This is a genomic window from Legionella nigrisilvae (assembly GCF_977063395.2).
Genome location: NZ_CDRUGZ020000027.1, coordinates 538,315 through 562,155, shown reverse-complemented (window position 1 = coordinate 562,155; position 23,841 = coordinate 538,315). Strand labels below are relative to the sequence as shown.

Sequence of the window (23,841 nt, the reverse complement as noted above, 5' to 3'; positions counted from 1 at the left end):
GATAAAATGCTAAAAAAAGGAATTACTTTATTGTTTGGATGCCTCGCAAATACAGTGCTCGTTGCTTCTACAGTATCGGTATTTGTTAGCTTCTCCATGCCCTATAACTTATTGGAAGAGACACTCAAAGAAAGTAGCCGTTTACATATTCCCGCCTATTTAAACGGACTATATCACGATTCAATGCGAGACACTGCACTTAAAGTTATGGCGTTAAGTAAGCATATTCCTAATTTGAATTTGGCAATTGACCCCACTTTATTTGAACGTTTTGGTATTCAGCAAGTACCTGCTTTGGTAGTGGCAGATGAACAGAGCTTTGATGTGATTTATGGCCATTTGCCACTCCAAGAAGGATTAGCGCGAATTGCAGGACATGGAGATACTCGCTTTACCATCCAAGATGCTCGGAGGATAAGCGGTGAGTAAATTCATCTTGATGCTATTTTTGAGTACATTCTTTACCGCGATAATGGCTCAAACTCCATCTGATGCGATAAAAGCGCGTAATGAGGCAATACAGTCTTTAAATGGATTCAATCCTGAAAGAATATTAAAAGGATATACGCAAAATCCCAATGAAATGAGCCTTCTTCCGCAAGAAGGAACGAACACTTTGCCAGCTACAGGCTTAAACGCACTATCTAATAATCCGGATGCGTTAGAAGTTTATCAACAGGCAGGAACTCGCACTAAAGGACGCTACAATCCGAATAGCCCAGCGATGCGTTATGCCGAACAATTACTTGAAAATCCAGAAGATGCAGTAAATGGGGTCTGCTATAAAGAGCCCGGTTATTGTCAATCGACCCCAGAGATCAAAACCTGCGAAGAAACCCTGGGCTATAAAAATATCTCCTGTGGTGATGTCCTTAGAGTGACCCTAAAACCGCTTTCACAACAGTTTACTCGCGAAGTCATGTTTCCTCGCGGCAGCGCAACCTTTCATTTAGCCCAATGCGGTAAACACAATAAAAGATGCAGTCAGGTTAATCTTGCAGAAATAAAGTCTTCGTGTGAAACATTAAATTTGGTGGTGATGTATCACAAGAAAGTACTACAACTGATCAAAAATCCTACCTGCAAAGACCCTACAGTGACAATTTCCTTAGGAAAAATAATTAAAGCACCGATTACTCTTAAAATGACGCTAACCCAAAAGGTGAGTGACGAGTCGTGGGTTACTCAAACCTGCGACAAGAAAACCTCAGATTCCTGTATTTTGACCCATAGCAATTCATGTCTAGAACCAAACGCCACAAAAATCATTGAGGGCATTGCCATTACCAGACCATGCTGGGGTCATGCTTCGAACTATCAATGCTCCTATTTAGAAAACAGTTATTGCATGCCCTTGCTTCAGGCGGGCTGTTCGCAAGTGAGTTCACAGTGTCTTAATGCGTCCAATGGATTGTGTACCCGGTTTCTCCAAACTTTTTCCTGTATGACCCAAGTGTGTTTTCCAGAAAAAACCATTTGTCCTGATAAAATACCCTGTAGTGATGGAGCATGTGACTTATCTTTTGAGGAAGAAAGTGATGATGCAGCGGAAGGATTGTCCCGCCTCGGGGCTCTTGCGGGTGCTGCCTCCGATGTCGCAACCAAGCAAGTTCGCAGTGGGATTCCTGCTATTTTTATCGGAACAAATTCAACCTGTCGCAAAGTGGTTGCCAATACACGCAATTGTTGTCATGGCAGTCACCAAATGACCCATTGCAGTGATGATGAGAAGCGGCTTGCCAAAGCCAAGGAAGAAGGAAGAGCATATAAAGTAGGAACTTTTTGTGCTTTAAAAAAGTTAGGGCTTTGCCTGGAAGAAAAAGAATCGTGGTGTGTTTTTCCCACACAATTGGCCTCCATCCTACAAATCCAAGGACGATATTATCAGTTAGGTATACACTTTGGCTGGGCAAAAGATGAAGACAATAAAGCCAATTGCCGTGGCATCACCCCAGAAGAACTGGAACGTATTAATTTTTCTGTTTTGGATTTATCGCCCATTTCCCAAGAGCTCATGAGTCGCAAAGTACTGCCAAATGATGGGCAAGTATCTGCGGTCAATCAGTCCCATATCGAGCGCTTAAAACAGATGGGGCAATCTCATGATTAAATGGGGGGTTTTTCTTTTGATATTCCTAAACTCACTTAGTGTATTCGCTGAGAAACCGGTCGGTTTTCTTTGGTATAGCATTGAAAAGGAGCAGAAAAAATCGAAGCAACCAAGTTCTCGAGGTAAGGCTTTTAATCAACTTAGCTTTACTGAACGTGATGCAGTGCTTCGCTTTTACACCATGGAAGCCTTACATAAAGCACGACATACAAAGAAGGTTGAAGACATGCGCGTTTTTTTAAGACTTCAAGATTACTGGCTTAAAGAATCCACTCATTTTAAGCAGCTTTTTCAACAAACAATGTTGGTTTATCCTGAGTATGACTATACGGTTACCCATCCCACGTCCAACCTTGGTGCCAAAATTACAGATGAAGTGCGTGAAGCGCAGCGAGTAGAGGTCATCAACAATTTAGCAAAATCTCATGGACTATTATTCTTCTATCGGGGCAAGAGTCCCTACGATATGAAACAAATTCCTATCCTTGTAGATTTTTGTCATCGTTTCCATTTGACTTTAATGCCCATTAGTATCGATGGAACCATTTCCTCTCAATTACCTCATTCAAAAATTGATTCAGGCCAGGCAAACCATTTGGGTGTGCATTATTTTCCAGCAGTTATTCTAGTCAATCCAAAATCGAATAAAACAGAACCAGTGGCTTATGGATTAACTACTCAGGATGTCTTAATGGAACGATTCGTTCAGGTGGCAACCCAATTTCAAGGAGAACCCGTATGAAAGGACGCATGCTTATTATCCTAATGATGTTGCTTAGTGTTTCGCTTAGTGCAGCAAATTCCGATTGGCTCACAACAACGATTGCTGCAAAGGAGCAGGGTATAAAGCCACAAATCTTTAGCCAACCTCAAACGCAAACACAAGTCTTTTTTAAAGAGCATGGGCTCATTTTCTTTTACGCAAGCTCTTGTCCTTATTGCCAACAATTTGCCCCTATTCTTAATTCCTGGGCAACCCACAATAAAATAAAGGTACTTCCCTTAGCTTTTGATAACCAAACCTTGAGCGAATTCCCCAACTTTTTACCTGCTACCACCGAATGGATTAGTGCAGCGTATCAAGAAAATCCAATCCAGTATCCTGCGTTATTTGTGGTAAATCCTAAAACAAAAAAGCTCTATCCCGTAGGATTTGGGGCAATGACACACGATGAGTTGCGTGGTCGCTTAGAGCGACTCCTCCCAAAAATTATTGCTTATGAGCGAAGTGGAGACATGCATGACTAAAGCACTTGGCTATCTTTTACTGTTGGTTATCTCGATTGGCCATGCCAGCGTGAGTACTGATTTAGATAACTTCTTCAATGGCATAGGCTATGCATCCAACGTCACCTCACCTGCAGCGTTTGAATCGCAAGCCGCAGGATTTTTTGGTGGCGGCTCACTCTATGCGCGCAACCAAGTTCGTCAATATCAACTGGTGCAATTGGACCTTCCAAGCTATCGCGCAGGATGCGGAGGAATTGATTTATTCACCGGCAGCATGAGTTTTCTAAGCGAACAAAAGCTTGTGGATTTAGGCAAATCAGTAATGACTAATGCAGGGGCTTATGCCGTCGATGTGATGCTTGCATCCACGGTGCCCGAACTCAAACAAGTTAGAGATTATCTGCAACAGCTTGAACAAATGGCCAATCAAGCGAGCATCAATTCCTGCCAACTATCACAAAATATGGTGGGTGGGGTTTGGCCTAAAACTGCTGAGAGCCAACAAAAGATTTGTAAAGACCAAGCTGCTATGGGAAAAGAAGGTTTATTTAGTGATTACGTCAAAGCACGTATGGCCTGTTCAGGAACTGGATTTGATAACGTAATGAGTAAGGCATCAACTGACCCCGAACGAAAAAAACAGGTGGTACTCAACAAAAATTTAATTTGGTCCATTTTGCAAGCCAAATCATTTTTGAATTCCGACCGAGAACTAGCTGAAATGGTCATGAGTCTTACGGGAACTCTTATTATCGATGGCCAAGGTAAAGTAACCAATGTGCCCTCACTTGCCTCTAACCCCACTTTAATTAATGCTTTGATTGGGGTAGGAACCACCCATCAAGCCAAAATATGGCGTTGTAAGGATGCAGGAGGCACGAGTGCATGCTTGCAAGTGAGTCTTCAAGATATTTCGATACCCGAAACGGCAACGCTCACTTACAAAGTACGTGAGATTATTCGCACCATGAATTCAAAACTAGTTAATGATGAAAAGCCAGGAATGCGTGAGCTCAATTTCTTAAGTATGACTTCATTACCGGTTATGAAGTTTTTATCCGTTCTAAACAGCATGCATTATGGCAGCACAGCCGTGGATATTGAAGAGTATTCCATGCTTATTGCTCAAGATTTGCTGACTAATTATTTAAGCGAATTGCTCATCGAAGTAAACCAAGCTACGGCAGGTTCTGAACTCAATTCCGATTTATTAAAAGAAATTCAGAAACGAATCAGTCAGGCAACAATATTAGTGACTTCAATCGATCCGAAAGTAGGGCATAAGCTGCAGCAGAAATTAGCGTTGGTGGAGCGCATGGCACGCATTGAAAAGCAAGTAGCTTCCAGCATGAACAGTGTAGGAGCATAGAATGATAACGATTCATGTACTAGCCGGTGGTGAACTCGTCCAACATATCATTAATGCCACGACCTCTTTTATGAAGCAAGACAGCTTTTTAGGTTTACTTCGCATTACCGCATTGATTGGTATTGTAATGAGCACCATTGGTTTTTTAAAAACCCGAAACCCTATGGCGTTTGCTCATTGGTTTTTAGGATACATCGTATTAATTAATATTATTTTATTGCCTAAAACTTCAGTACTTATTGATGATATTTCGAGCCAAACTCCCAAATTAGTCGATAACGTACCTGTAGTGTTTGGCTTGAGCGCAAGCCTTATCACCACCATCGGCTATGGGCTTGCACAAAGTTATGATGCCTTGCTCTCAATGCCCAATGATTTGCAGTATACCCAAACGGGTGCTTTATTTGGTTCACGTCTTATTCAAGCATCCACCGGTTTTCGCATTATTGACCCCGTTCTTAAAGAAGAGATGAGCGAATATTTTCGAGTCTGTGTGGTTGGAGATATTCGCATGAATCATAAATATTCAGTGGGTGATTTGGCACATTCTGCCAATCTCTGGGATTTAATCACCAAGAAAGCATCTCCTCTTCGAATGCTTAAAGTAAGTGGAAAGCTGGTGACTTGCCAAGAAGCATCAAAAGCTGATGGTCCATACAGTCTTCGCAAAAAACTTGAGACAGAAATTAAAAAAGCCTATACCTTTTTCGGAGTTAATTTATTTGGTAAACCCAAAAATACCACTTATGAAGCACTCTTTAACACCCACTTAAAATCTGCGTTCAATTATTATCAAGGGCTCACCGACTCAGCAAGTAATGTGTTTTTACAAAGCATGATGATAAATGCCATGAGAGAAGGAGTAGGACAGTATCAGGCATTTACTGATGCCACTGCAGGAGTGGTTAATCAACAGTTTACTAAATCGCAAGTACAGCATCGCTGGAGCTGGGAAGTTCTTGGACAAAAGGCACTATGGATTTTACCGATTACCCATACGTGCCTTACTCTGTTACTTTTTGGAGTTTTTCCTTTGATTATTGCATTAAGCTCTCTTCCTGGTGGGGTGCGTATTCTGTATGGGTACGTGCAATTTTTTATGTCGTTGCAGTTTTGGCCTGTTCTTTTTGCCATACTCAATGCAGGTATGACCCTTTATGGTGCCTCTTCATCCTCAGAATTCGGTCAATTTACTATGGTCAATTTGAATCAAATCGATGAGCTCCATGCCGACATTTCTGGGGCTTGCGGCTATTTGATGATGCTTATTCCGTTCTTATCCCATGGTTTAGTGTCCAATTTGGGTGGGGCTTTTAGTAATCTGGCCACAAGTATGATGAGCCACATGCAAGGCTCGAGTATGTCAGTTGCCGGCGAAGCGGCAAGTGGCTCGTTTGCTCTAGGGCAAACCAGCTTCTACAATACCACTGCCAATAATTTCTCAGCCAACAAACATGATTCCAACTGGACCCATCTTCGTGGAATGCATACAGAACAATTAGGAAGCGGTGTTTTAAAAACAGTAAACGCACAGGGTGGAAGTATTTTTGATGTAAGTCCAGGTATGACCCGCAGTGCTATTTCTATTAATACCGCTGAAGGATTAAGTGCATCACTGAACCAAGCCTATGAACAATCTCGTCAAGCAGCCATTAATGAATCCAACCATTATCAATCTGCTTTATCTCAGTTTGCCCATCGTGCCTTACAACTGTCTCAGTTACAAGGTCATGAGATGCGTTTAGGTGAGGGAGTTTCTGCCAGCGAGTCATCTCAATATTCAAAAGCCCTTTCCACAATCAGTCACATCGCCGAAGATGCGGCCCAACGAATGGGCGTGAGTAAAGAGGAAGCCCTTACTCATTTAACCAGTGGTGGGTGGGGAGCGCAGGCAGGGATTAGTACCAAACGCAGTCTCTTTGGGAAGTTAGCACAATGGGGCACTGGGTTTAATGCAGGAGGAGAGACACATCTTAAATACGAGCAGTCCTCAAGTAACAGCAATCGCTACCACAAGTCAATGGATGGAAGTCTTTCTGCACGAGAAGCGAAAGATTTTAATGATGCAGTCAATTACGTACAACACTTTGCAAAAAATCATCATTTTGACGACAGCCATTCACAAGCGGCTTCCTTATCCAATCAGCTGGGTGCAGACCTTCGGCAAGCAGAAACGGCAAGTCATAATTATGATGCGAACACGTCTAAAGCGCAGCGCATCTCTAAAGCAAAAAGTTATGTGGAGTCCCATTCGGCCCAAATTAATACAGACTTGAATCAAGCATTTCCTGCCTACGTGGCTAAGAAAGTTGGCGAGCCAAGACGAGACGAACTCTTTGGTCGGCCTGGTGATATTAATTCTCTGAATCAACTTCAGGCACTCGGTCAAAGTTTCCTTGCCGACAAACGAGAAGAGTTGCTCACAAATATTGACTCCCAAGCCTCCCCAAAAAATGTGGATTCTTTAAGTCAACAAGGAAGCCGGTATGTTGAGCAAAGAGAAAATCAATTGAGCACATCTTATCAAAAGAATAATCAAGATTTGACAGGGAGTGCGATGACATTAAACGTAGGAATAAACTCTAAATCGACAGACTACTTACAACAGAATGTTCAAAAGCAAATCCATCAAATACCGCATCATCTCCAAACAGAAGAAAAGTTGCTTCATAAAGCTCAGCATGATCTAATGAAGAAAGAGACTAAGGCCATTAATGAAGGGAGAGACGCACAAAAATTTATTTTAAATGGAAAAAGTTCAAAGTCTTAGGACTGCAAACGAGAGGAGAAAAACAATGAATTCAATGGAATTGAAATGTGCATTAGATGCAGACATACAGCGCATTAAGCGATTAAATCCTGACATAATTCCGGCACGATTTTATTATGGAGCCTTGTTGAAATTATTTTTTAGTGGTTTTTGGAAAATATGGCTCATTATCTTAACCACCTTTGTTTATACAGGTATCCGTAACCCGTCTAATGATGTTATGGCACATGATACAGTAGTGCACATTATCCAAGATGCAGCACTTTCGAGCTTATTTTTGAGTCTTGGTGCCATGCTGTTACTTACTCAAACACTTAATTTCAGTATTCTGGTGCGTTTTCATCTGGAGCATCAATTAAAAACAGGGCCGTTACTGGTCAAAAAATTAAAGCAATCTGCTCTTTTGTTCTTTGGAGTATTTACAGTAATCTGCGCCTTATGTGCAAGTTTTGCTGAGTCTTCTGACATCTTTTTTCTCATGGGGTTTGCCTACTTTGGTAGCCTTCTTATTACTTATTTTGTTGTGAGTATGGAAATAAATCGCATTGGATTAAATCTCCTTTTTTCAGTCATGCATGAGTTCTTTCGAAAAGACCAGAAAGGACACTGGGATTCTGTAAATTAATTCACCAAAGTAATTTATTAATCGCCATAAATACAAGCAGTGGTAGCCACTGCTTTGCCTAAAAGTAAGGATGAATCGTTAATGCAAAATGAGCCTAATTTTAAACATTATACCCGTGGCGGACAAATCAGTTTTCATAACCTAAGAATGTGGGATCAGATTACCAAATCATTGACGGTGATTTGCTTATTTCTTTGGTTGCTAGTTACCGGGTTTATCATTTGGAGTGTTACCTCAATTGAAAAACTACAGCATGCTTCTGTGTATTATTGGGCTAAACTTTTAAATCTTATTGGCCAAAGTCATGTTTTCACCCTTTCTTTTCATGGCAAGGAATACCATCAAAACGTACAGCAAGTTCTAAATTATTCCTATTATGATGAAAACGCACGTGAGATAACTCGAACCCTAGGTCAATCTGCTTTAGGTGCTTTTTGTATTTCTTTTCTTATAGGAGTGGGGCTTGCCTTTTATTTTATTCGTCGGGGTAAAGAACAAAGCAAGCATCAATTTATTCGAGGAAGTCGTATTGGCACTTCAGAACACGTAAAGCATTTAATTATTCGAGATAATGTTGCTTCAGACATCCATATTGATGGCTTTCCATTAATTGTGGGAAGCGAAGTACAACATTTTTTAGTCCATGGAACCGTAGGAACGGGTAAAAGCCAACTCATCATGAAAATGTTGGATGCATTACGCACACGAGGTGATCGCGTTATCATTTATGATAAAGGCTGCTCCTTTATCTCCCATTATTTTCAAGAAGAATTGGATGTTGTGTTAAACCCCTTTGATGCACGCTGTCCTAATTGGGATATGTGGGCAGAAGCACCTCGGGATTCTGATTTTGAAAATATGGCCGAAAGTCTTATCCCGATGCACGGGGAATCAGATCCATTTTGGGTCAATGCAGCCCGAACTGTTTTTTCCTCAGTAGCTTCAACCATGCGCCATGACTCAGACCGATCGCTTGAGAAGCTTCTTCGGCTTTTGTTAACTGGCGAATTTTCTTTATTGGAAGAGTACTTAAAAGGAACGGCTGCTGCAACCTTAGTCAGTGGTAAGATTGAAAAAACCGCGATTTCAATTCGTTCCGTAATTACGACCTATCTTAAATCCTTACAGACTTTATCAGGAGTTGAAACGCACAATAAATCAGCTTTCTCAATACGTGATTACATTTTGGATGACAGTCGAAAAGGCTGGCTTTTTATTTCATCCAATGGCGAGCAGCACAAAACCTTAAAGCCCTTGATGTCGATGTGGTTGGCTATGGCATCGCTGACACTTTTAAGCTTAGAACCAAATCGAAATCGCCGTATTTGGTTTGTCTGTGATGAGTTACCTAGTTTGCATAAATTGCCTTTGCTTGGAGAGACGATTGCTGAGGTGCGAAAGTTTGGAGGTTGTTTTTTATTAGGAATGCAAAGCTTTGCCCAGCTTACCAAAGTATATGGACAAAGTGGAGCACGTGAATTATTTGATTTGCTCAATACCCGTTTTTTCTTTCGCAGCCCCAGTAGTGATATGGCACGTCTTGTTGCTAATGAATTGGGTGAAGAGGAAATAGAAGAATCTCGAGAGAATTACTCCTACGGGGCGAATAGCATTCGGGATGGGATTTCTCTGGGAAGTCAGCGGGTAACCCGGCCTATTGTTGCTTATCCTGAAATTTTAGAACTTCAAGATTTAGCTTGTTTTTTACGTCTTCCAGGACCTTATTCTGTGACTAAGTTGCAGCTTCAATTAATACCTCGTCAAACACAAACGCAAGGTTTTGTCGAAAGATCTGTACCAACCTGTAGCTCAGAGGACTCTTTAAAAGTGGAGCAAGAAAGCGATTCTTCCTCAGGTCCAAATTTAGAGGCAGTTTCCTCAAAAGGCAAAGAACGTCAACTCACAGAATACATGGACTAACAAAGAATGCTCAGTATACAACCTTTAAAATCAGCCCAAGGTGCAGCAGATTATTATACTGCAGCGTTTAATTATTATGCAGGTGATGCAACAGCCATGCATTGGATGGGTAAAGCATGTGCTCATTTACAATTACAAGGCGTTGTTGAAAAAGAGCAGATGTTACCTTTGTTGGAAGGTCGATTACCTAACGGACAAATATTGCAAAACCTAAAAGGGGAGCATAGACCTGGTTTTGATATGACTTTTTCCGCACCTAAAAGTGTTTCCCTTTTAGTTGGTCTGGGTGCGGCTCCGGAGCTGATTCGTTTTCATGATGAGGCAGTGAAATATGCGATTTCTCAAATAGAGAGTGAGTTTTCCGAAACCCGCATCCGACGAGAAGGCGAACTCTTTTATGAGAAGACGGATAATTTATTAATTGCGGCATTCAGGCAGCCCAGTTCTCGAGCGAACGACCCAGCGCTACATACTCATTGTGTCACCATGAATATGACGTATCACCAAGGGAAGATGCGTTCTTTAGCCAGTGATCCTTCACGAAATCGTGGCGTTATTGAGCAAATCCAAAATAATGCACATTATTGTGGGTTAATTTATCGCCAGCATTTGGCCAATCAACTTAAAGACGCAGGGTATAATTTACGACTTACAGGCGATGGATTATTTGAAATAGAGGGAATTTCAGATGAAGTATTAAAGGAATTTTCCAGAAGACGAGAAGACATTGAACGGCATTTAGAAGAAAAAGGGTGGTCAGGGGCAAAAAGTGCTTCTGCAGCAACCCTTCTCACGCGACAGAATAAAGAAGAGCAGAATATGGAGGTGCTCGACAATGATTGGCAAGAGCGTGCCAAAGAACTTAATTTTGATGCGCATAGTTTCATCAAGAATCGAGGTCAAAAGAGCAAATCCACCTCTTGGGTTTCAGAATTAAAAGAGAAACTTATTAGCTTCGTCACAATAAATCGTCACACCAAAGAACCCACGGAATTAAAGGCGGCAAAGGCCTGTGTGCAAGTAGCTATTGAAACGCTAAGTCAACGTACTGCAGTATTTAGTGAGCGAACTTTATTGCACGAAGCAATGAAGCACAGTCTTATTTACCCTGAAGCAATTACCAAAGAAACCATTATTGCAGCAATTGCGCAGGAGAAGACAAAGCAAACACTTTATGAAGGTACATGTCCAGAAACCCAGAAAACCCTTTTAACAACTCCTTGGCTACTCACAGTGGAATCCGAAACCCTTGCTCGAATTGAGCTAAATAAAGGGAGTGTAAAACCTATTGCAACAAAAGGGAGGGTCGAGGCATTTCAAGACGAGCGAAGCTCCATGTTAGCTCATTCAATGACTGCCTCACAAAAACAAGCCATGATTGCATTATTGACCAATACCGATCGATTCTCTGCAATTCAAGGTTATGCAGGCGTTGCTAAAACCTCTATGCTCGCTGAGGCACGACTTCTAATCGAAGAGCGAGGATATACCATACGTGGAATAACTGTAGCGAGTTCCGCAGCGCATGAGCTACAAACAAAAGCAGGGATTACAGCCGATGTTTTTCCGATTGTGCATCAGGAGCTAAAAGATGCGCCAACCGCTTCTTTGTCGAAAACACTATTTATTGTCGATGAGGCATCAATGCTTTCCTCGCATCAAGGTCATGAGCTGCTGAAGCAAGTCGAGCGAACGGGTGCCCGTTTAGTGTTGGTTGGTGATAAGGCACAACTTCCAAGCGTTAATACAGGCAGGATCTTTAGCCTCACCCAAGAGTATGGAATTAAAACCTCCATTATGGATGAAATCGTACGTCAAAAAAATAAAGATACAAAAGATGCAGTAATTTATGCGACTCAAGGAAACGTTAAAGAGGCATTAAATCATCTTAACGTCCAAACTTTAAATTCTCATGAGGAACGAATTCAATGGATAGCGCAAAAGTGGTTGTCTTTGCCTCCCCAGGAGCGTGAAGAAACCTTGTTATTTGCTCCTACTCATGCCAATCGGCAAGAAATTACAGAAATTATTCGCCAAGGTCTTAAGAAGGAGACGGTTTTAAGAGGAAATAAATTTGAGCACCAAGTGCTTAAGGCTAAATCTATAGAAGCATCTCAACTGCGGCACAGTGCTTATTACCAAAAAGGAAATTTAATCCGTTTTAACCAAGATTTTATTAATGGGCGGATAACGCGGGGGTCTTATTATACTGTTGGAAAAATGGACAAGCACCATTACCGAGAGAACGTTTTACCGCTTATTAATGCACAAGGGAAAATCATCCCCTTCGCGTTAAAAAATCTTCCCCAATATAAAACCCACACAGCACCTTTTGAACGACTTATTGAGCTTTATGAATCAAAGCCCCTTGAACTTTATGAGGGTGATAAAGTCATGTGGACCCGGAATTTTAAAGCAGAAGGTATTCGAAATGGTCAATGTGCCACAATTTACGAAATTAATAACGAAGCGATTCATTTTAAAACGAAGGATGGTATTTCTTTGCAGCTGGAACATACCCATCCTTGCCTAAAACACCTTGATTACAGCTATGTCTTAACCAATTACAAAGTCCAGGGACAAGATGCAAGTTATGGAATCGGACTTATGGAGTCTTATCATCGTTTTAGTGCCACTCTAAAAAATTTCTATGTACAAATTTCTAGGGCAGTACATGGAATGACCTTGGTTACAGATAATAAGGAAGAGTTGATTTGGGCAATACAAAGAAATAATGATGAAAAGCCTGCTTCTCTTGATGTTTTTTCAAGTAAACAATTAGTGAACCATTACGAGCGATATAAGCAACAAAATTTTGTACCACTTCAATCAATAATTAATAGGAAGCAATCATGGGAAGCTCAATCAATTCAAATGAATCTCAGGGAGATGAATTTTATCCCAAATAAAAGTATCCACCTTTTTTCTCAGAAACCAAAAGAATTAGTCAAAGAATTAGAACTATAAAGTAGGAGATAATTATGCAACGTTTAACTATTTCATTACCCGAAAATTTGCATAGCCGTATTTCATCACTGGGGATACAACATCATGAATCAATGTCCAGTATCATTAATCGATTAATTCATGTTGGGTTACAGCACTGGTACGAGGAACAACAAAAAACAAGTTCAATTGTTGAGCAGCATTGTCAGCAATTAATTATTCAAATGAATGCATTGATAAAAAACATGTCAGTAGAGTTACTTAAGTTAACTCAGGAGGACTTGGAGCAGCTGCAAAGAGCGGCAATGAGTAAGTTTGCCGAATTAAACCAAGTGAGTAAGAATAAGTTTTCATTTTAAATTGCGAAAAAACTTAAGAAAACAGGTAGAGGGAGTTCGTATTGGACTTAACCTTTTTGCTGATAAGTAAAAGTAGTTAAAAGAATAGAAAATAAGTGACAGAGCCTTATAATGTCGCCTACTTATTTTTTGGTGGTTCTAATGATTCGATACATACTTTTACTATGTTTTATCTCTCTAAGTTATGCCCAATCTCCTGGCTCTTTTTCACAATCTAAGAAAATTGCAGCACAATTATTTCAAAAACATCCACAAACTATATATTGTCAATGCAGTTATGAAGAGAAAGAAGTAAATTTAGCCAGTTGTGGGATGCAAGCTGCTGATTCAATCAAGCGAGCGCATCGTATTGAATGGGAACATATTATGGCTGCCGAACATTTTGGGCAGCAATTTGCATGTTGGCGTGAGCCTTTGTGCGAGGACAAACATGGTAAATCCTATAAGGGACGACGATGTTGTGAAAAAATCGATGAACAATTTCGCCATGTGGAGGCCGAACTTTATAACTTATGGCCTGAAGTAGGGGTAGTAAATCAAGCTCGTTCGAACTATCGATTTAGCGTGCTGCCTGAGCAATCCGAATATCTAGGATGTACAATGAAAATCGATAAAAAATTACGACGTGCTGAGCCGCCCGATTCTGCCAAAGGAGTCGTGGCACGTGCTTATTTATTTATGTCCGAACATTACGGATTATCCTTAAGCTCATCGCAAAGACAATTGTTTATTGCTTGGAATAAAACATTTCCTCCAAGTTCTTGGGAAAAACAATGGGCATTGCAAGTTGCTGCAATTGAGGGGTATGAAAATCCTTACATTCTAAATTGGCAAGAAAATGCATCGCTTAGAATGGCTTCTCGATAAGAAAAATCACTTTGGTGGTTTTATCATCTTTTATGAAGAAAATTATTTGTGCAAATGACAAACATAGCCCCCTCTTGACTAAAAATTATTTTGAACTGCGCTCTAGTTCCAGTGGTTCAATCAAAAGTAAACGTTATAAATTTTTCTTTACGAAAGTATTTCACGAGGATGTGCTCATTAATCAGTGTTAAGGAGCTATACTGATAATAACTCCTTAAATGAACGAAATTATGTGTGGTCGATTTGCTTATGTGGTGTCTTACGACAAGTTAAAGTATCAATTTAATCTATCCAATTCCATTGAAATTACCCCGCGATTTAATATTGCTCCAGGGGCTGATGTGGTCTGTCTTGTAGAAACGAATGCTCATGAAGTTCAAAGTGTATTGTTGCGCTGGGGACTTATTCCATCTTGGACAACAGACCGAAAAAAAATAGGAGGCCTCATCAATGCACGTGCCGAAACCCTTTTTGAAAAGCCGGCCTTTCTTCAGCCGATGAAATCCAAGCGTTGTTTAATGCCTATGAGTGGTTTTTATGAATGGCATCAAGAAGATGGAGTAAAACAACCTTATTTTTTTCAAAAAAAGAATCATGATTTGCTGGCCGTAGCCGCTCTTTGGGATATCTGGCAGCATGAAGATGAGGTGATTTATTCCTGTTGTTTGATTACCACTGATGCCAATCGAATCATGGAGCCAGTACATCATCGGATGCCTGTTATTTTAGATGAAGTGGCTCAGTCCATTTGGCTGAATAACTCCCAATGTGATAAAGCCCAATTATTGGCCTTAATGAAACCCTATCCCTATGAGGATTTGGAAGGGTATCGGGTTACCACTTTAATGAATAAAGCTGATTTTGACCATCCATTGGCAATGCAACCATTGTCTCAATAAAAAATTTAAAAAATTTTTTCCTTAATATTCTCGAAGACTTAGGGTGAATTTTAGTCCATGTAGCTTTGAGATGGGATTTACAGCGTGTTTTCTTGTGTCTATGATAATTGTACACAAATCAAAAAAAGAGCCATTATGTCATCACGAGGCGGAAAAAGAGCAGGGGCAGGGCGTCCCAAGGGCGAGCCCACCAAAGCAGTTCGTCTTCCCATATCTCAGCTTGCTGAATTAGAGCAACTAAAGAATCGCGCGGCTTACAAATTGCCGGTATTCGCGAGCAAAATACAAGCAGGATTCCCATCACCTGCTGATGATTACATTGAGGGGTATCTCGATTTAAATACCAAATTCATAAAGCATCCATCCGCTACGTTTGTTTTACAAGCTACTGGGGAGTCCATGGTGAACGCCGGTATTTTTTCAGGGGATTGGCTTTTAGTCGACAGAAGCATAGAACCGTCCGATGGTCGTATTGTGATTGCGGCAGTCAATGGTGAGCTCACCGTAAAACAACTTTCGAAAAAAGGAAGCAAGGTGCAATTGCTCCCTGCCAATCCTAAATTTAAACCCATTGATATTACAGAAGAGGATGAAATGGTGATTTGGGGTGTAGTCACTTTAGTACTTCATGAGCTTGCTTAACATGTTTGCACTTGTCGATTGTAATAATTTTTATGCAAGCTGCGAACGTTTATTTCGCCCTGACTTAAGGGATGTTCCCATTGTAGTATTATCGAATAATGATGGATGTTGTATCGCGCGTTCGAATGAGGCGAAAGCCTTAGGAATTGCGATGGGTGAGCCTTATTTTAAAATTAAAAACTTGTGTAAACAGCATGGAGTGAAAGCTTTTTCTTCAAATTATACGCTTTATGGCAACATCAGCCATCGAGTGATGTGCACCATTGAGGAAAACTGGCCACACCTTGAAATCTACTCGATTGATGAAGCGTTTCTTGATTTAAGGACTTTACCGGTTGACTGTCATGATTCTTTTTGTGAGCAATTACAGAAGAAAATTTTAAAACATACAGGAATACCTACTTCCATAGGCATTGGACCTACAAAAACATTAGCTAAAGTGGCGAATCATTTATGTAAAAAGGTCTTTAAGATTCCGGTATTTAATATCACGTCGAATCGTGAGCAATTATTAAAGCAGATTTCAGTAGGGGATGTATGGGGAGTAGGGCGGCAATGGGAAAATAAACTAATTGCCCGAGGGATTCATACTGCCTATGATTTGGCAATGACCCATACTCATCTTTTGAAGAAGAGTTTTAATGTCGTGTTAATGCGTACGGCCATGGAACTTCAAGGAATCAAATGTAATGGTTTAGAAGAAATTGAACCGAAACAAAGTATCATGTCGTCAAAAAGTTTTGGACAGATGCAAACCCGATACCCTTCTATTGCAGAATCGGTGAGTAGCCATTGTGCCAGAGCCGTTGAGAAAATGCGCAACCAGAAATTGGTGGCTCAGCGCATTTTGGTTTTTGTACATACCAATCGGTTTCGGGAAGATTTGGCGCAACACTTTCAATCCATTGAGTTTCGTTTTATCAATCCAACCGATGATTTGCGCCTGATTACCAAAATCGCCAAACGATGTTTGCAACGTATTTTTAAACCAGGATATTACTATAAAAAAGCTGGCGTTTGTCTTGAAGATTTAATTCCTAAAAACCCAAGACAATTGGATCTATTTCATCAGCCGAGTGATGAACAATTAGATCATACGGAACAACTGATGAGTGTGTTTGACCGAATCAACCAAAAATTTGGACGAAGCACAATTCGACTCGCAGCGGAAGGCTATTCAAAACCCTGGGCAATGCGTGCTGAGCTTAAATCACCTGCCTATACCACGCGATGGTCTGAGGTTCCTCAAGTTCATTTGTATTAAAGGGGTTTATCATGAATGAATTAAAGAGGAATCCGATAAGAAAAATCATTCATATTGATATGGATTGTTTTTATGCAGCAATCGAAATGCGTGATTTTCCTGAGCTTGCGAATAAACCCATCGCGGTTGCTGGAGCGGCTGACCGAAGAGGGGTTATTGCAACGTGCAATTATGCGGCACGAGCATATGGGGTTCGCTCAGCCATGCCCACAGCACAGGCATTGAAATTATGTCGCCACCTTGTCTTACGGCCTATACGCATGGAGGTTTAGGAAAAATTAAACTCTTTGAATATTAAAACATGTGGTGATTTACACCATTATTCCATGGAATATTTATCCAATGAATTTGGTGTTATCGGGCAGCGACTTTATGATTTAGCACGTGGAATTGATGAGCGTCCTGTTAATCCTGAGCGTATTCGCAAATCCATTAGTGTTGAAGAAACTTATTTGCAGGACTTACCGGATGTACAAGCCTGTTTTGCAGCTTTACCAGAATTAATGGTACGTCTTGGGCCGCGAATTAAAGGTGCGGGAGCATTGTCTTCAATACACACTCTTTTTGTTAAATTAAAATTTAATGATTTTCAGCGCCTTGTTCTTGAAGCAGAAGATTCAAGGTCGCCCAGCAATCGTTAATCGCTCTATGGCCATCATAAAAATATCCCAACTTCCAGTTAAGATAATCAAGCTTCGAGCTTTCATAGTCCCGCTCTTTCCAATCGATATCTTTTATTGTGCAACCGAAGGGGAGGGAAGTAACTCGTTCCTTTATCTCTTCAGGTGTTTGTAATTCAAGAAAATTACGGTCAAATTGAGCATTGTGACATATTATTAAGTGACTCTCTTTTAGCACTTGGAAAACAAAGTCCCAATTAATTGCCTTGTTCATTACATCTTCATTATGAATGCCTGTAATTTTTGTAATTTCAGCAGGTATTGGTTTGCCAGGGTCATTCAGTTCATTATAAGAATGCTTAATTTCTAGAATTCCGTCCTCATTGGAAAATAAAAATGAAAAGCATACCTATTTCAATGATTTCATGTTGGGTTGCATCCATGCCCATTGTTTCCAAATCAATTATGGTCGTCATAAATACTTTGGATGAAGGTTGAGTCGCACGTTCTTTAATTTGCATAGGTACCCGCTTTAAAACTTGAAAGTCGGGATGTCGTGATAGTGTATCGAAGGATTGTTCAATCATATATAGCTATTTAAGATCATTTAAAAAATTTTCTGATGGGTTAAATAGTAACGCAGAATTCTGACAGGTTTTAGGCATGTTACAAATTTATATAACTGAATTATCGACTATAGCGATTTGCATATTCCTAATCAAACATTATAAATATCATTTGTACCGACCTGGTGAAAAAGATCTATTAAAAGGATAATTAAAAGATTATGAGTCGTTTAATGTTATAGCAATGCAATAGTTGTCGTATAAGCTTGGATTAGTACTTCAATTAATTTCTCTACTAAAATTAGTTTTATGCAAAATCTTCCAATTCATTAATAATTTGGGGAGGAAAAACTTAGGATTATGCACACAATCTACCGAGATAATGAAAAAAGAAAAAATGAGGTATTCACTCTATACTTTAAAAAGATATTTTATCTAAATGGATTTTTTATGAAGAATATCATTATTATTATTATTGTTATTTTGTGTAATTGTGCTTATGGTAAAATTTATAAATGGGTAGACTCTTCTGGCGTCACTCATTATAGTGAAGAGCCGATAACGGAGATACAAACTACCCCTGCTAATAATACACCTCCACAATCTCCTCAATCTAAGCCCTCTGACCTGGGTAAACGTCCACCAGAATACGAAACAGCTATCTATGAACTTAAATCAGCAAAAACTATAGAATGCTATTTTCCTCAAGGCATGATTGCAAATTGGCAGGGAAAAACAATGAAACTTGAGGAAGATCATATGTCTAATGCGATTCATTTTGACAATATTGATCTTTCAAATAAAAAGCACGCTAGGATGATAGGTAATTTGGGTGCTACTGATGTTATAGCTTTTGGGTCACCTAGTGGGATTACATTTACTGAAGTTACTGATGTGGGAAATTTAATGTATACAACTGTCTTTCCCTTCTATTTGGGGAATAAAAGAATTAATTCTGAACCATCAAATACTTTTCTTTTTCAAAAAGCTTATATTGCCGTCACCTCCCGTCATATCTATGCCCCAATTATTGGACCAATGCCTTCTCAAATCCAAGGATATTGTCGGATCCTGGAATAAATTAAAAGTCCCTCGTTGCCTCTAAAGGCATTTTAAATCTCTATTAGTTAGATGTAATTTAGTTCTGGATATCTGCCTTAGTATAAGGAAACATGTGTTTCCCAATTAAAATAAACTTTTCGATCAATGATATCGTTTTGAGGAAGAGATTTCCTTTTGTATTTGTTTATAATTTCAATATCAAGCCAAGTTCTTTTTCTACTAGAACATTTCCGTCCACTAATATTAGAAAAGCAGTACATTGGATTTTTAACAAATCTTGTTTGTCGAAATGTGAACTCTCGGCACATCTTACGCTCTCATGGAAGGGTGGCCTTCTTCTTGACGAGGTAGGTTCAGGCTAACCCAACAATCGATAATCGTTTGATGATAAGAAAAAGTGCGAAATGGACAATGGATGCGCGACTTCAATTGTAAGCTATAATCAAATGAAATATTCATAAAATGGATTTTTATGTTGATATATAAAAAAGTAGCAATAATAACTATTATTTTTCCGCTAATGTTTTTAAATGGATGTTCAAGTGATAATAAACAAGATAGTTTTTTTATTTATGCTGAAATCAATCAAGAAGAACACTTATGTTTCATGAAAAAGGGATTCCATGATGAGAAATATGAAGGAGAATTCAGAAATTCCGGAGGTGACGAGAAAATAATAAATTGTAACATTCCCTTACCAACACAATTTAAAGACAAATATAAAATGTGTGTGCTTTCAGGTATTTCAATTGATGGACGAGATCAAGTTGGGATTAGTATGAATGGATGGTCTTGTGATGTGAGTTCAGTTTTTAGTAGCGTAACAATGTATATGAAATCTAAAGCGACACGTGGTCAAGTTAGTTGTAGCATGCTCTGTATTAAAAATTAATGAGCATAGATTCTATAATAGATCCAATAATAAAAACTGCTGCTCCAACCATTTCCAGTTTGCAGGGAATATATCTTAATAGAGTTTAGTATTTATAAAACAAAATTGTTTGAGATAGATAACGTACCTTATCTATCTCCTACAGGGTAGTATCGAGAAAAGTCAAAGAAAATTACCATTGAATTTACAGGGATAGCAAATAATAATAATGAAGTTTGCGATGGATAAGGTATTTTTACGGGGTCATTCTTGAAAATGCGATAATTTATATTTTTTAATTATAGAGCTATATTTATATATGATTCTGACTGGTATGGCTGATGAGCTATTTGTTTCATCAATGCTTTTTGACACTTCAAAACTATCAAAATAACTGAGGGTATCTTTATTCAGAATCTCTTTTCCTTTCTGCAGATGCTCAACCCTGATTTGTTTATGCATATTCCATAGCTGATCCAAGAAAGTCCTAAAGTGTCGTAATATCTCGCATATCTGAATCATTTTCTTCTAAAAGATTGTTGATAGAATCTTTTCGAATTTTATCCATTTCGGGATTTTCCTTCCCCGTCTGTTTATAATGGTCATAGAAGTCAGAATCACTTTTAAACTAGAAGGTTTTAGTTTTGTTTCCAAATATTGATTGCCATCATCCTCCTTAATTCCTCTAAATATTTCAAGTGCTGGGGCAGCAAACCCATAATGTTGAGTATAGTGTCTTAACTCATTCATAAAAGAGAATACTGCATGCTTTTTTAAATATTCATTTTTTTTTACATTAAATAAATCCTTTTTTGTTATTGTTTTTATACTTCTATTGCCATATTGCAAGTAGTTATAAATACTCGCTAAAGTGTTCGATATATATCTGTTAGCCTCAACTCTAATATTGGTTAGTTGTTGTTCGCCCAATTGCTTAATTATTCTTCAAACAAGACTCTTACTTAAATATTTAGACAATATAAAAACAGAAATTCAGAATGCAATGAGTAGCTCAGATTAATCGTAAAACCAGGGATAGGAAGAGGGGAGGGAAATTAGGCGTAAATAATGTTTAAAAAGTCTGATTATCCTTAAAACTAAGGTCAGCTCTAATTATCTAACGCCATGTCACGAAATACCTGATTAATGCATAATAAAATCTGTATTAATATTTACCAATATAAATGATTGATAACTTCTGTGATAATAAAAAATAGTACGTCATTTGATTAATGACGTAGCTTTTCTACTTAAATAATGCCCATTAAGTATATACTTATCTTGAAGATTAAATTAATGGAATAAATTATGAAAATAAATACTTTCGTATTTCTGTGTTTTTTTCCACTTGTTACTTATGCTGAGAATACTAAATTTTATTCTCAAGAACAATTTGGAGCTAAATGGCCCTTTACAGTAAATGAAGGCTACTTAGCGTGTGAGCCTCATAATGCAGTTATTTTTATTACCAATGATGGAAAAAAATACGGAGTAAATGGAATAGCACAAAGCACGCGTAAATATTTAAAACTCGAAGAAATTTGGAAACCTAATTTGGAGCCTGGATTGGAAAGCTCTAAAATGTCGCTGCCTGATAATTTTATTCAGGATGGTTTGTCTTTATGCGAATGACCTTGTGATCTTTAAAAGGGCGGCAATTATTTAGCTAATTATGATTAAATTAAATATTAATTATGCTTAACGCTATGGGCCATGAACCTTGAGAAATTGGGAGCAGAGGACCTGCTAAGGGCTTACTAAGAGCCATAAAGAATGATCCGGAACATGTGTTAGCTACCTTGGCAAGCTATCCAATTTCATAGGGAAAAAGAATGACTAAACTAAGTGATATTTATAAAGCTTATGCTGCAGAAATGCAATCAGTCCTAAACTTGTCCGAGCTTTTGCTCCAAAAGCAGAAATAAAAGGTAACTGAAAGATTTTCGAAGTCATATATTTAAGTATGAATTCTCATTTCATCGCTATTTGACTATTTCTTTAGTACACTTCATTATTAAATGTTAATACATTTAACAATAAATTTGATTCTCCTATTTAGGAAATATTTATATCTATACTAAGAAACGTAGAGTAATTATGTTCGCATTATCTCCTTCTCTGGAAATTGGCTCCTATGAATATCTTTTAAATGAGAAGGTATCTTCCTATAAGCAACTTGTTGATTTAATTGAAAAATCACATGCAACTAGCTTGAGTGATTTAGTTGAAAAGGATATTGCACAAAAGTATTTAAATCTTGTTTTGGAAAGATTTAATAAAGCCCCTATTCCTAATCTAAACGTATTTATTAGAGGTACTATAGATTATTTATCTAAATTGAATGATGCGGAATATCCTCTTCCTCTATTATATTATCAAGGTAATCTTGATTATCTATATACTAAGGGAGTTGCCGTTGTAGGATCGAGAAAGCCCTCTGAGACTGGTATAAAAAGAACACAGAAATTAGTTAAAGAGCTAGTATCTCAGGATTTAACAATAATTTCTGGATTGGCCTCGGGAATAGATACTGCAGCACACAAAACATCTATTGAGTTAAAAGGTAGAACTATCGCTGTAATAGGAACACCAATTACTCATTTTTATCCCCCTGAAAATAGATCTCTTCAACAATTGATTGCACAGGATCATTTGTTAATCTCGCAAGTTCCAATTATTAGATATGAGAGTGGAAATCCTAAAAGTAATCGCTTTAATTTTCCAGAAAGAAATAAAACTATGTCTGCAATCAGTGAGGCAACAATCATTGTAGAAGCGGGAAATACTTCGGGCTCATTAACACAAGCAACAGCAGCAATTAAACAAAAAAGAAAATTATTTATTCTTAACAATAATTTTGAAAATAAAAACTTAACATGGCCTGAAAAATTTGAGAAATTAGGCGCCATTCGTGTTAAAAGCACAAACGATATATTGAATCATTTACTTTGATGTATAAAATACTTGCTTTAGAAAATTGGGAATTAGAGAGAAATCGCTTTGCCCTAGAAGAAAATGATAAATGTTATTATTATATGACATACGATTCATGGTCTAGTATATTTGATAATGAACAAAAGCAGATCGTTTCGAATTTAAAAATTTCACCCCAAGATATTCGTAAGAGTCCCCTGAGAGAAAAGTACAAAGCAAAGAGTATAGCGACTATTTCTGAGTGGTTAATACAGACAATTAAGAAACATCCTGAATTAACTAATTTTTTATGGATCCCTGCTCCTCCATCAAAAGCACCTGGGGATGAAAATCATGATAATAGGTTAGTTAAAATATTAGACTTGGTTAGTGCTGCTATTCCTGAATTTATTTTTTTTGATGCTCTTTATGTTAAAAAATCGGTGGACGAAAGCCATAAGACAAATGATAGAGATGTGCAAAAAAAACTACTAAATTTAGGAATTGACGAGAATTTTATCAATAAACTTAAAAATAAAAGTGTTGTTATTTTTGATGATGTATTAACTACCGGTACAACATTTAAAGCTGCACAAATAAAAATTCATCAGATTGATAAGGCCTTAAAAGTTATTGGTATTTTTATTGCCAAAGCAATAGCCACTTCGAATGATATTATGTAATGTTTATTCTATTAGCTACGGTGAATTAAATATTTTCTAACTACGTGAGGACTAATATTATGGTTTTTTAAAAGGGAAGGGCTGGGATTAAACTCCTAATATTATAAAATCTGATCAAAGGTAAA

At 38.4% G+C, this 23,841-nt stretch carries 22 protein-coding genes and 1 pseudogene; 20 read left to right on the top strand and 3 right to left on the bottom strand.

Going from position 1 to position 23,841, the window contains the following annotated elements; translation table 11 throughout:
• Positions 1-6: 6 nt before the first annotated feature.
• The 15 genes and pseudogenes from trbC to ACWTE2_RS19680 form a co-directional block, all read left to right on the top strand.
• The gene (trbC, locus tag ACWTE2_RS19750; RefSeq protein ID WP_454784006.1) at positions 7-429 is read left to right on the top strand and encodes a type-F conjugative transfer system pilin assembly protein TrbC; all 423 of its coding nucleotides are present in this window, start codon (positions 7-9) and stop codon (positions 427-429) included.
• Positions 422-2,110, top strand: coding sequence for a conjugal transfer protein TraN (traN, locus tag ACWTE2_RS19745; RefSeq protein WP_454784005.1), 1,689 nt, complete (start codon positions 422-424; stop codon positions 2,108-2,110). Before trbC ends, traN begins: the two co-directional genes overlap by 8 nt.
• A complete protein-coding gene (gene traF, locus ACWTE2_RS19740; protein WP_454784004.1) occupies positions 2,103-2,852 on the top strand; it encodes a type-F conjugative transfer system pilin assembly protein TraF in 750 nt (249 codons plus the stop codon). Before traN ends, traF begins: the two co-directional genes overlap by 8 nt.
• Positions 2,849-3,358, top strand: coding sequence for a type-F conjugative transfer system pilin assembly thiol-disulfide isomerase TrbB (gene trbB, locus ACWTE2_RS19735; protein WP_454784003.1), 510 nt, complete (start codon positions 2,849-2,851; stop codon positions 3,356-3,358). Before traF ends, trbB begins: the two co-directional genes overlap by 4 nt.
• Positions 3,351-4,709 (top strand): conjugal transfer protein TraH, encoded by a 1,359-nt coding sequence (locus ACWTE2_RS19730; RefSeq protein ID WP_454784002.1) that lies wholly within the window; start codon positions 3,351-3,353, stop codon positions 4,707-4,709. Before trbB ends, ACWTE2_RS19730 begins: the two co-directional genes overlap by 8 nt.
• 1 nt (position 4,710) lies before the next feature.
• Positions 4,711-7,479 (top strand): conjugal transfer mating-pair stabilization protein TraG, encoded by a 2,769-nt coding sequence (gene traG / locus ACWTE2_RS19725; protein ID WP_454784001.1) that lies wholly within the window; start codon positions 4,711-4,713, stop codon positions 7,477-7,479.
• Between the two features lie 25 nt (positions 7,480-7,504).
• On the top strand, positions 7,505-8,104 hold the full coding sequence (locus tag ACWTE2_RS19720; protein ID WP_454784000.1) for a hypothetical protein: 600 nt from the start codon (positions 7,505-7,507) through the stop codon (positions 8,102-8,104).
• A gap of 81 nt (positions 8,105-8,185) precedes the next feature.
• Positions 8,186-10,024, top strand: a complete 1,839-nt coding sequence (gene traD, locus ACWTE2_RS19715; protein ID WP_454783999.1) for a type IV conjugative transfer system coupling protein TraD — start codon at positions 8,186-8,188, stop codon at positions 10,022-10,024.
• A 6-nt stretch (positions 10,025-10,030) separates the two neighbouring features.
• Positions 10,031-12,991 (top strand): MobF family relaxase, encoded by a 2,961-nt coding sequence (gene mobF / locus ACWTE2_RS19710; protein WP_454783998.1) that lies wholly within the window; start codon positions 10,031-10,033, stop codon positions 12,989-12,991.
• A 14-nt stretch (positions 12,992-13,005) separates the two neighbouring features.
• Complete coding sequence (locus ACWTE2_RS19705) at positions 13,006-13,329, top strand: hypothetical protein (protein ID WP_454783997.1); 324 nt, start codon at positions 13,006-13,008, stop codon at positions 13,327-13,329.
• Positions 13,330-13,470: 141 nt separating this feature from the next.
• Positions 13,471-14,196: an endonuclease gene (locus ACWTE2_RS19700; RefSeq protein ID WP_454783996.1), complete on the top strand. Its 726-nt coding sequence runs from the start codon at positions 13,471-13,473 to the stop codon at positions 14,194-14,196.
• Between the two features lie 230 nt (positions 14,197-14,426).
• Positions 14,427-15,095: an SOS response-associated peptidase gene (locus ACWTE2_RS19695; RefSeq protein WP_454784432.1), complete on the top strand. Its 669-nt coding sequence runs from the start codon at positions 14,427-14,429 to the stop codon at positions 15,093-15,095.
• 135 nt (positions 15,096-15,230) lie between these two features.
• Complete coding sequence (locus ACWTE2_RS19690) at positions 15,231-15,737, top strand: LexA family protein (protein ID WP_454783995.1); 507 nt, start codon at positions 15,231-15,233, stop codon at positions 15,735-15,737.
• The gene (locus ACWTE2_RS19685; protein WP_454783994.1) at positions 15,724-17,001 is read left to right on the top strand and encodes a Y-family DNA polymerase; all 1,278 of its coding nucleotides are present in this window, start codon (positions 15,724-15,726) and stop codon (positions 16,999-17,001) included. Before ACWTE2_RS19690 ends, ACWTE2_RS19685 begins: the two co-directional genes overlap by 14 nt.
• A gap of 11 nt (positions 17,002-17,012) precedes the next feature.
• Positions 17,013-17,609 (top strand): annotated as a pseudogene (locus tag ACWTE2_RS19680) (Y-family DNA polymerase); the annotation flags it as partial.
• On the opposite strand, the gene ACWTE2_RS19675 reads toward ACWTE2_RS19680, so the two are convergent.
• Together ACWTE2_RS19675 and ACWTE2_RS19670 are read right to left on the bottom strand one after the other, a co-directional pair.
• Entirely contained in the window at positions 17,581-17,931 is a 351-nt protein-coding gene (locus ACWTE2_RS19675) for an exonuclease domain-containing protein (RefSeq protein WP_454784431.1), read from the bottom strand. The pseudogene ACWTE2_RS19680 and the gene ACWTE2_RS19675 overlap by 29 nt on opposite strands.
• 70 nt (positions 17,932-18,001) lie before the next feature.
• On the bottom strand, positions 18,002-18,208 hold the full coding sequence (locus tag ACWTE2_RS19670) for a hypothetical protein (RefSeq protein WP_454783993.1): 207 nt from the start codon (positions 18,206-18,208) through the stop codon (positions 18,002-18,004).
• A 429-nt stretch (positions 18,209-18,637) separates the two neighbouring features.
• Here ACWTE2_RS19670 and ACWTE2_RS19665 point away from each other — a divergent pair, with 429 nt between their 5' ends.
• Positions 18,638-19,267: a DUF4124 domain-containing protein gene (locus tag ACWTE2_RS19665; RefSeq protein WP_454783992.1), complete on the top strand. Its 630-nt coding sequence runs from the start codon at positions 18,638-18,640 to the stop codon at positions 19,265-19,267.
• Between the two features lie 454 nt (positions 19,268-19,721).
• On the top strand, positions 19,722-20,141 hold the full coding sequence (locus ACWTE2_RS19660) for a hypothetical protein (protein ID WP_454783991.1): 420 nt from the start codon (positions 19,722-19,724) through the stop codon (positions 20,139-20,141).
• Positions 20,142-20,648: 507 nt separating this feature from the next.
• Here ACWTE2_RS19660 and ACWTE2_RS19655 read toward each other — a convergent pair.
• Positions 20,649-21,050 carry a hypothetical protein gene (locus tag ACWTE2_RS19655; protein WP_454783990.1) on the bottom strand — a complete coding sequence of 134 codons (402 nt, stop codon included), beginning with the start codon at positions 21,048-21,050 and terminating at the stop codon, positions 20,649-20,651.
• 378 nt (positions 21,051-21,428) lie between these two features.
• On the opposite strand from ACWTE2_RS19655, the gene ACWTE2_RS19650 reads away from it, so the two are divergent.
• From ACWTE2_RS19650 to ACWTE2_RS19640, 3 genes are all read left to right on the top strand, one after another.
• Positions 21,429-21,752 carry a DUF2511 domain-containing protein gene (locus ACWTE2_RS19650; protein ID WP_454783989.1) on the top strand — a complete coding sequence of 108 codons (324 nt, stop codon included), beginning with the start codon at positions 21,429-21,431 and terminating at the stop codon, positions 21,750-21,752.
• A 465-nt stretch (positions 21,753-22,217) separates the two neighbouring features.
• Positions 22,218-23,072: a DNA-processing protein DprA gene (locus ACWTE2_RS19645; protein ID WP_454783988.1), complete on the top strand. Its 855-nt coding sequence runs from the start codon at positions 22,218-22,220 to the stop codon at positions 23,070-23,072.
• Positions 23,072-23,716, top strand: a complete 645-nt coding sequence (locus ACWTE2_RS19640) for a phosphoribosyltransferase (protein ID WP_454783987.1) — start codon at positions 23,072-23,074, stop codon at positions 23,714-23,716. Before ACWTE2_RS19645 ends, ACWTE2_RS19640 begins: the two co-directional genes overlap by 1 nt.
• Positions 23,717-23,841: the final 125 nt, after the last annotated feature.

Excerpts from the sequence above, each read along its gene's own strand:
- trbC (WP_454784006.1), top strand. The coding sequence starts at position 7 with ATGCTAAAAAAAGGAATTACTTTATTGTTTGGATGCCTCGCAAATACA.
- traF (WP_454784004.1), top strand. The coding sequence starts at position 2,103 with ATGATTAAATGGGGGGTTTTTCTTTTGATATTCCTAAACTCACTTAGT.
- trbB (WP_454784003.1), top strand. The coding sequence starts at position 2,849 with ATGAAAGGACGCATGCTTATTATCCTAATGATGTTGCTTAGTGTTTCG.
- ACWTE2_RS19730 (WP_454784002.1), top strand. The coding sequence starts at position 3,351 with ATGACTAAAGCACTTGGCTATCTTTTACTGTTGGTTATCTCGATTGGC.
- traG (WP_454784001.1), top strand. The coding sequence starts at position 4,711 with ATGATAACGATTCATGTACTAGCCGGTGGTGAACTCGTCCAACATATC.
- ACWTE2_RS19720 (WP_454784000.1), top strand. The coding sequence starts at position 7,505 with ATGAATTCAATGGAATTGAAATGTGCATTAGATGCAGACATACAGCGC.
- traD (WP_454783999.1), top strand. The coding sequence starts at position 8,186 with ATGCAAAATGAGCCTAATTTTAAACATTATACCCGTGGCGGACAAATC.
- mobF (WP_454783998.1), top strand. The coding sequence starts at position 10,031 with ATGCTCAGTATACAACCTTTAAAATCAGCCCAAGGTGCAGCAGATTAT.
- ACWTE2_RS19705 (WP_454783997.1), top strand. The coding sequence starts at position 13,006 with ATGCAACGTTTAACTATTTCATTACCCGAAAATTTGCATAGCCGTATT.
- ACWTE2_RS19700 (WP_454783996.1), top strand. The coding sequence starts at position 13,471 with ATGATTCGATACATACTTTTACTATGTTTTATCTCTCTAAGTTATGCC.
- ACWTE2_RS19695 (WP_454784432.1), top strand. The coding sequence starts at position 14,427 with ATGTGTGGTCGATTTGCTTATGTGGTGTCTTACGACAAGTTAAAGTAT.
- ACWTE2_RS19690 (WP_454783995.1), top strand. The coding sequence starts at position 15,231 with ATGTCATCACGAGGCGGAAAAAGAGCAGGGGCAGGGCGTCCCAAGGGC.
- ACWTE2_RS19685 (WP_454783994.1), top strand. The coding sequence starts at position 15,724 with ATGAGCTTGCTTAACATGTTTGCACTTGTCGATTGTAATAATTTTTAT.
- ACWTE2_RS19670 (WP_454783993.1), bottom strand. The coding sequence starts at position 18,208 with ATGATTGAACAATCCTTCGATACACTATCACGACATCCCGACTTTCAA.
- ACWTE2_RS19665 (WP_454783992.1), top strand. The coding sequence starts at position 18,638 with ATGAAGAATATCATTATTATTATTATTGTTATTTTGTGTAATTGTGCT.
- ACWTE2_RS19660 (WP_454783991.1), top strand. The coding sequence starts at position 19,722 with ATGTTGATATATAAAAAAGTAGCAATAATAACTATTATTTTTCCGCTA.
- ACWTE2_RS19650 (WP_454783989.1), top strand. The coding sequence starts at position 21,429 with ATGAAAATAAATACTTTCGTATTTCTGTGTTTTTTTCCACTTGTTACT.
- ACWTE2_RS19645 (WP_454783988.1), top strand. The coding sequence starts at position 22,218 with ATGTTCGCATTATCTCCTTCTCTGGAAATTGGCTCCTATGAATATCTT.
- ACWTE2_RS19640 (WP_454783987.1), top strand. The coding sequence starts at position 23,072 with ATGTATAAAATACTTGCTTTAGAAAATTGGGAATTAGAGAGAAATCGC.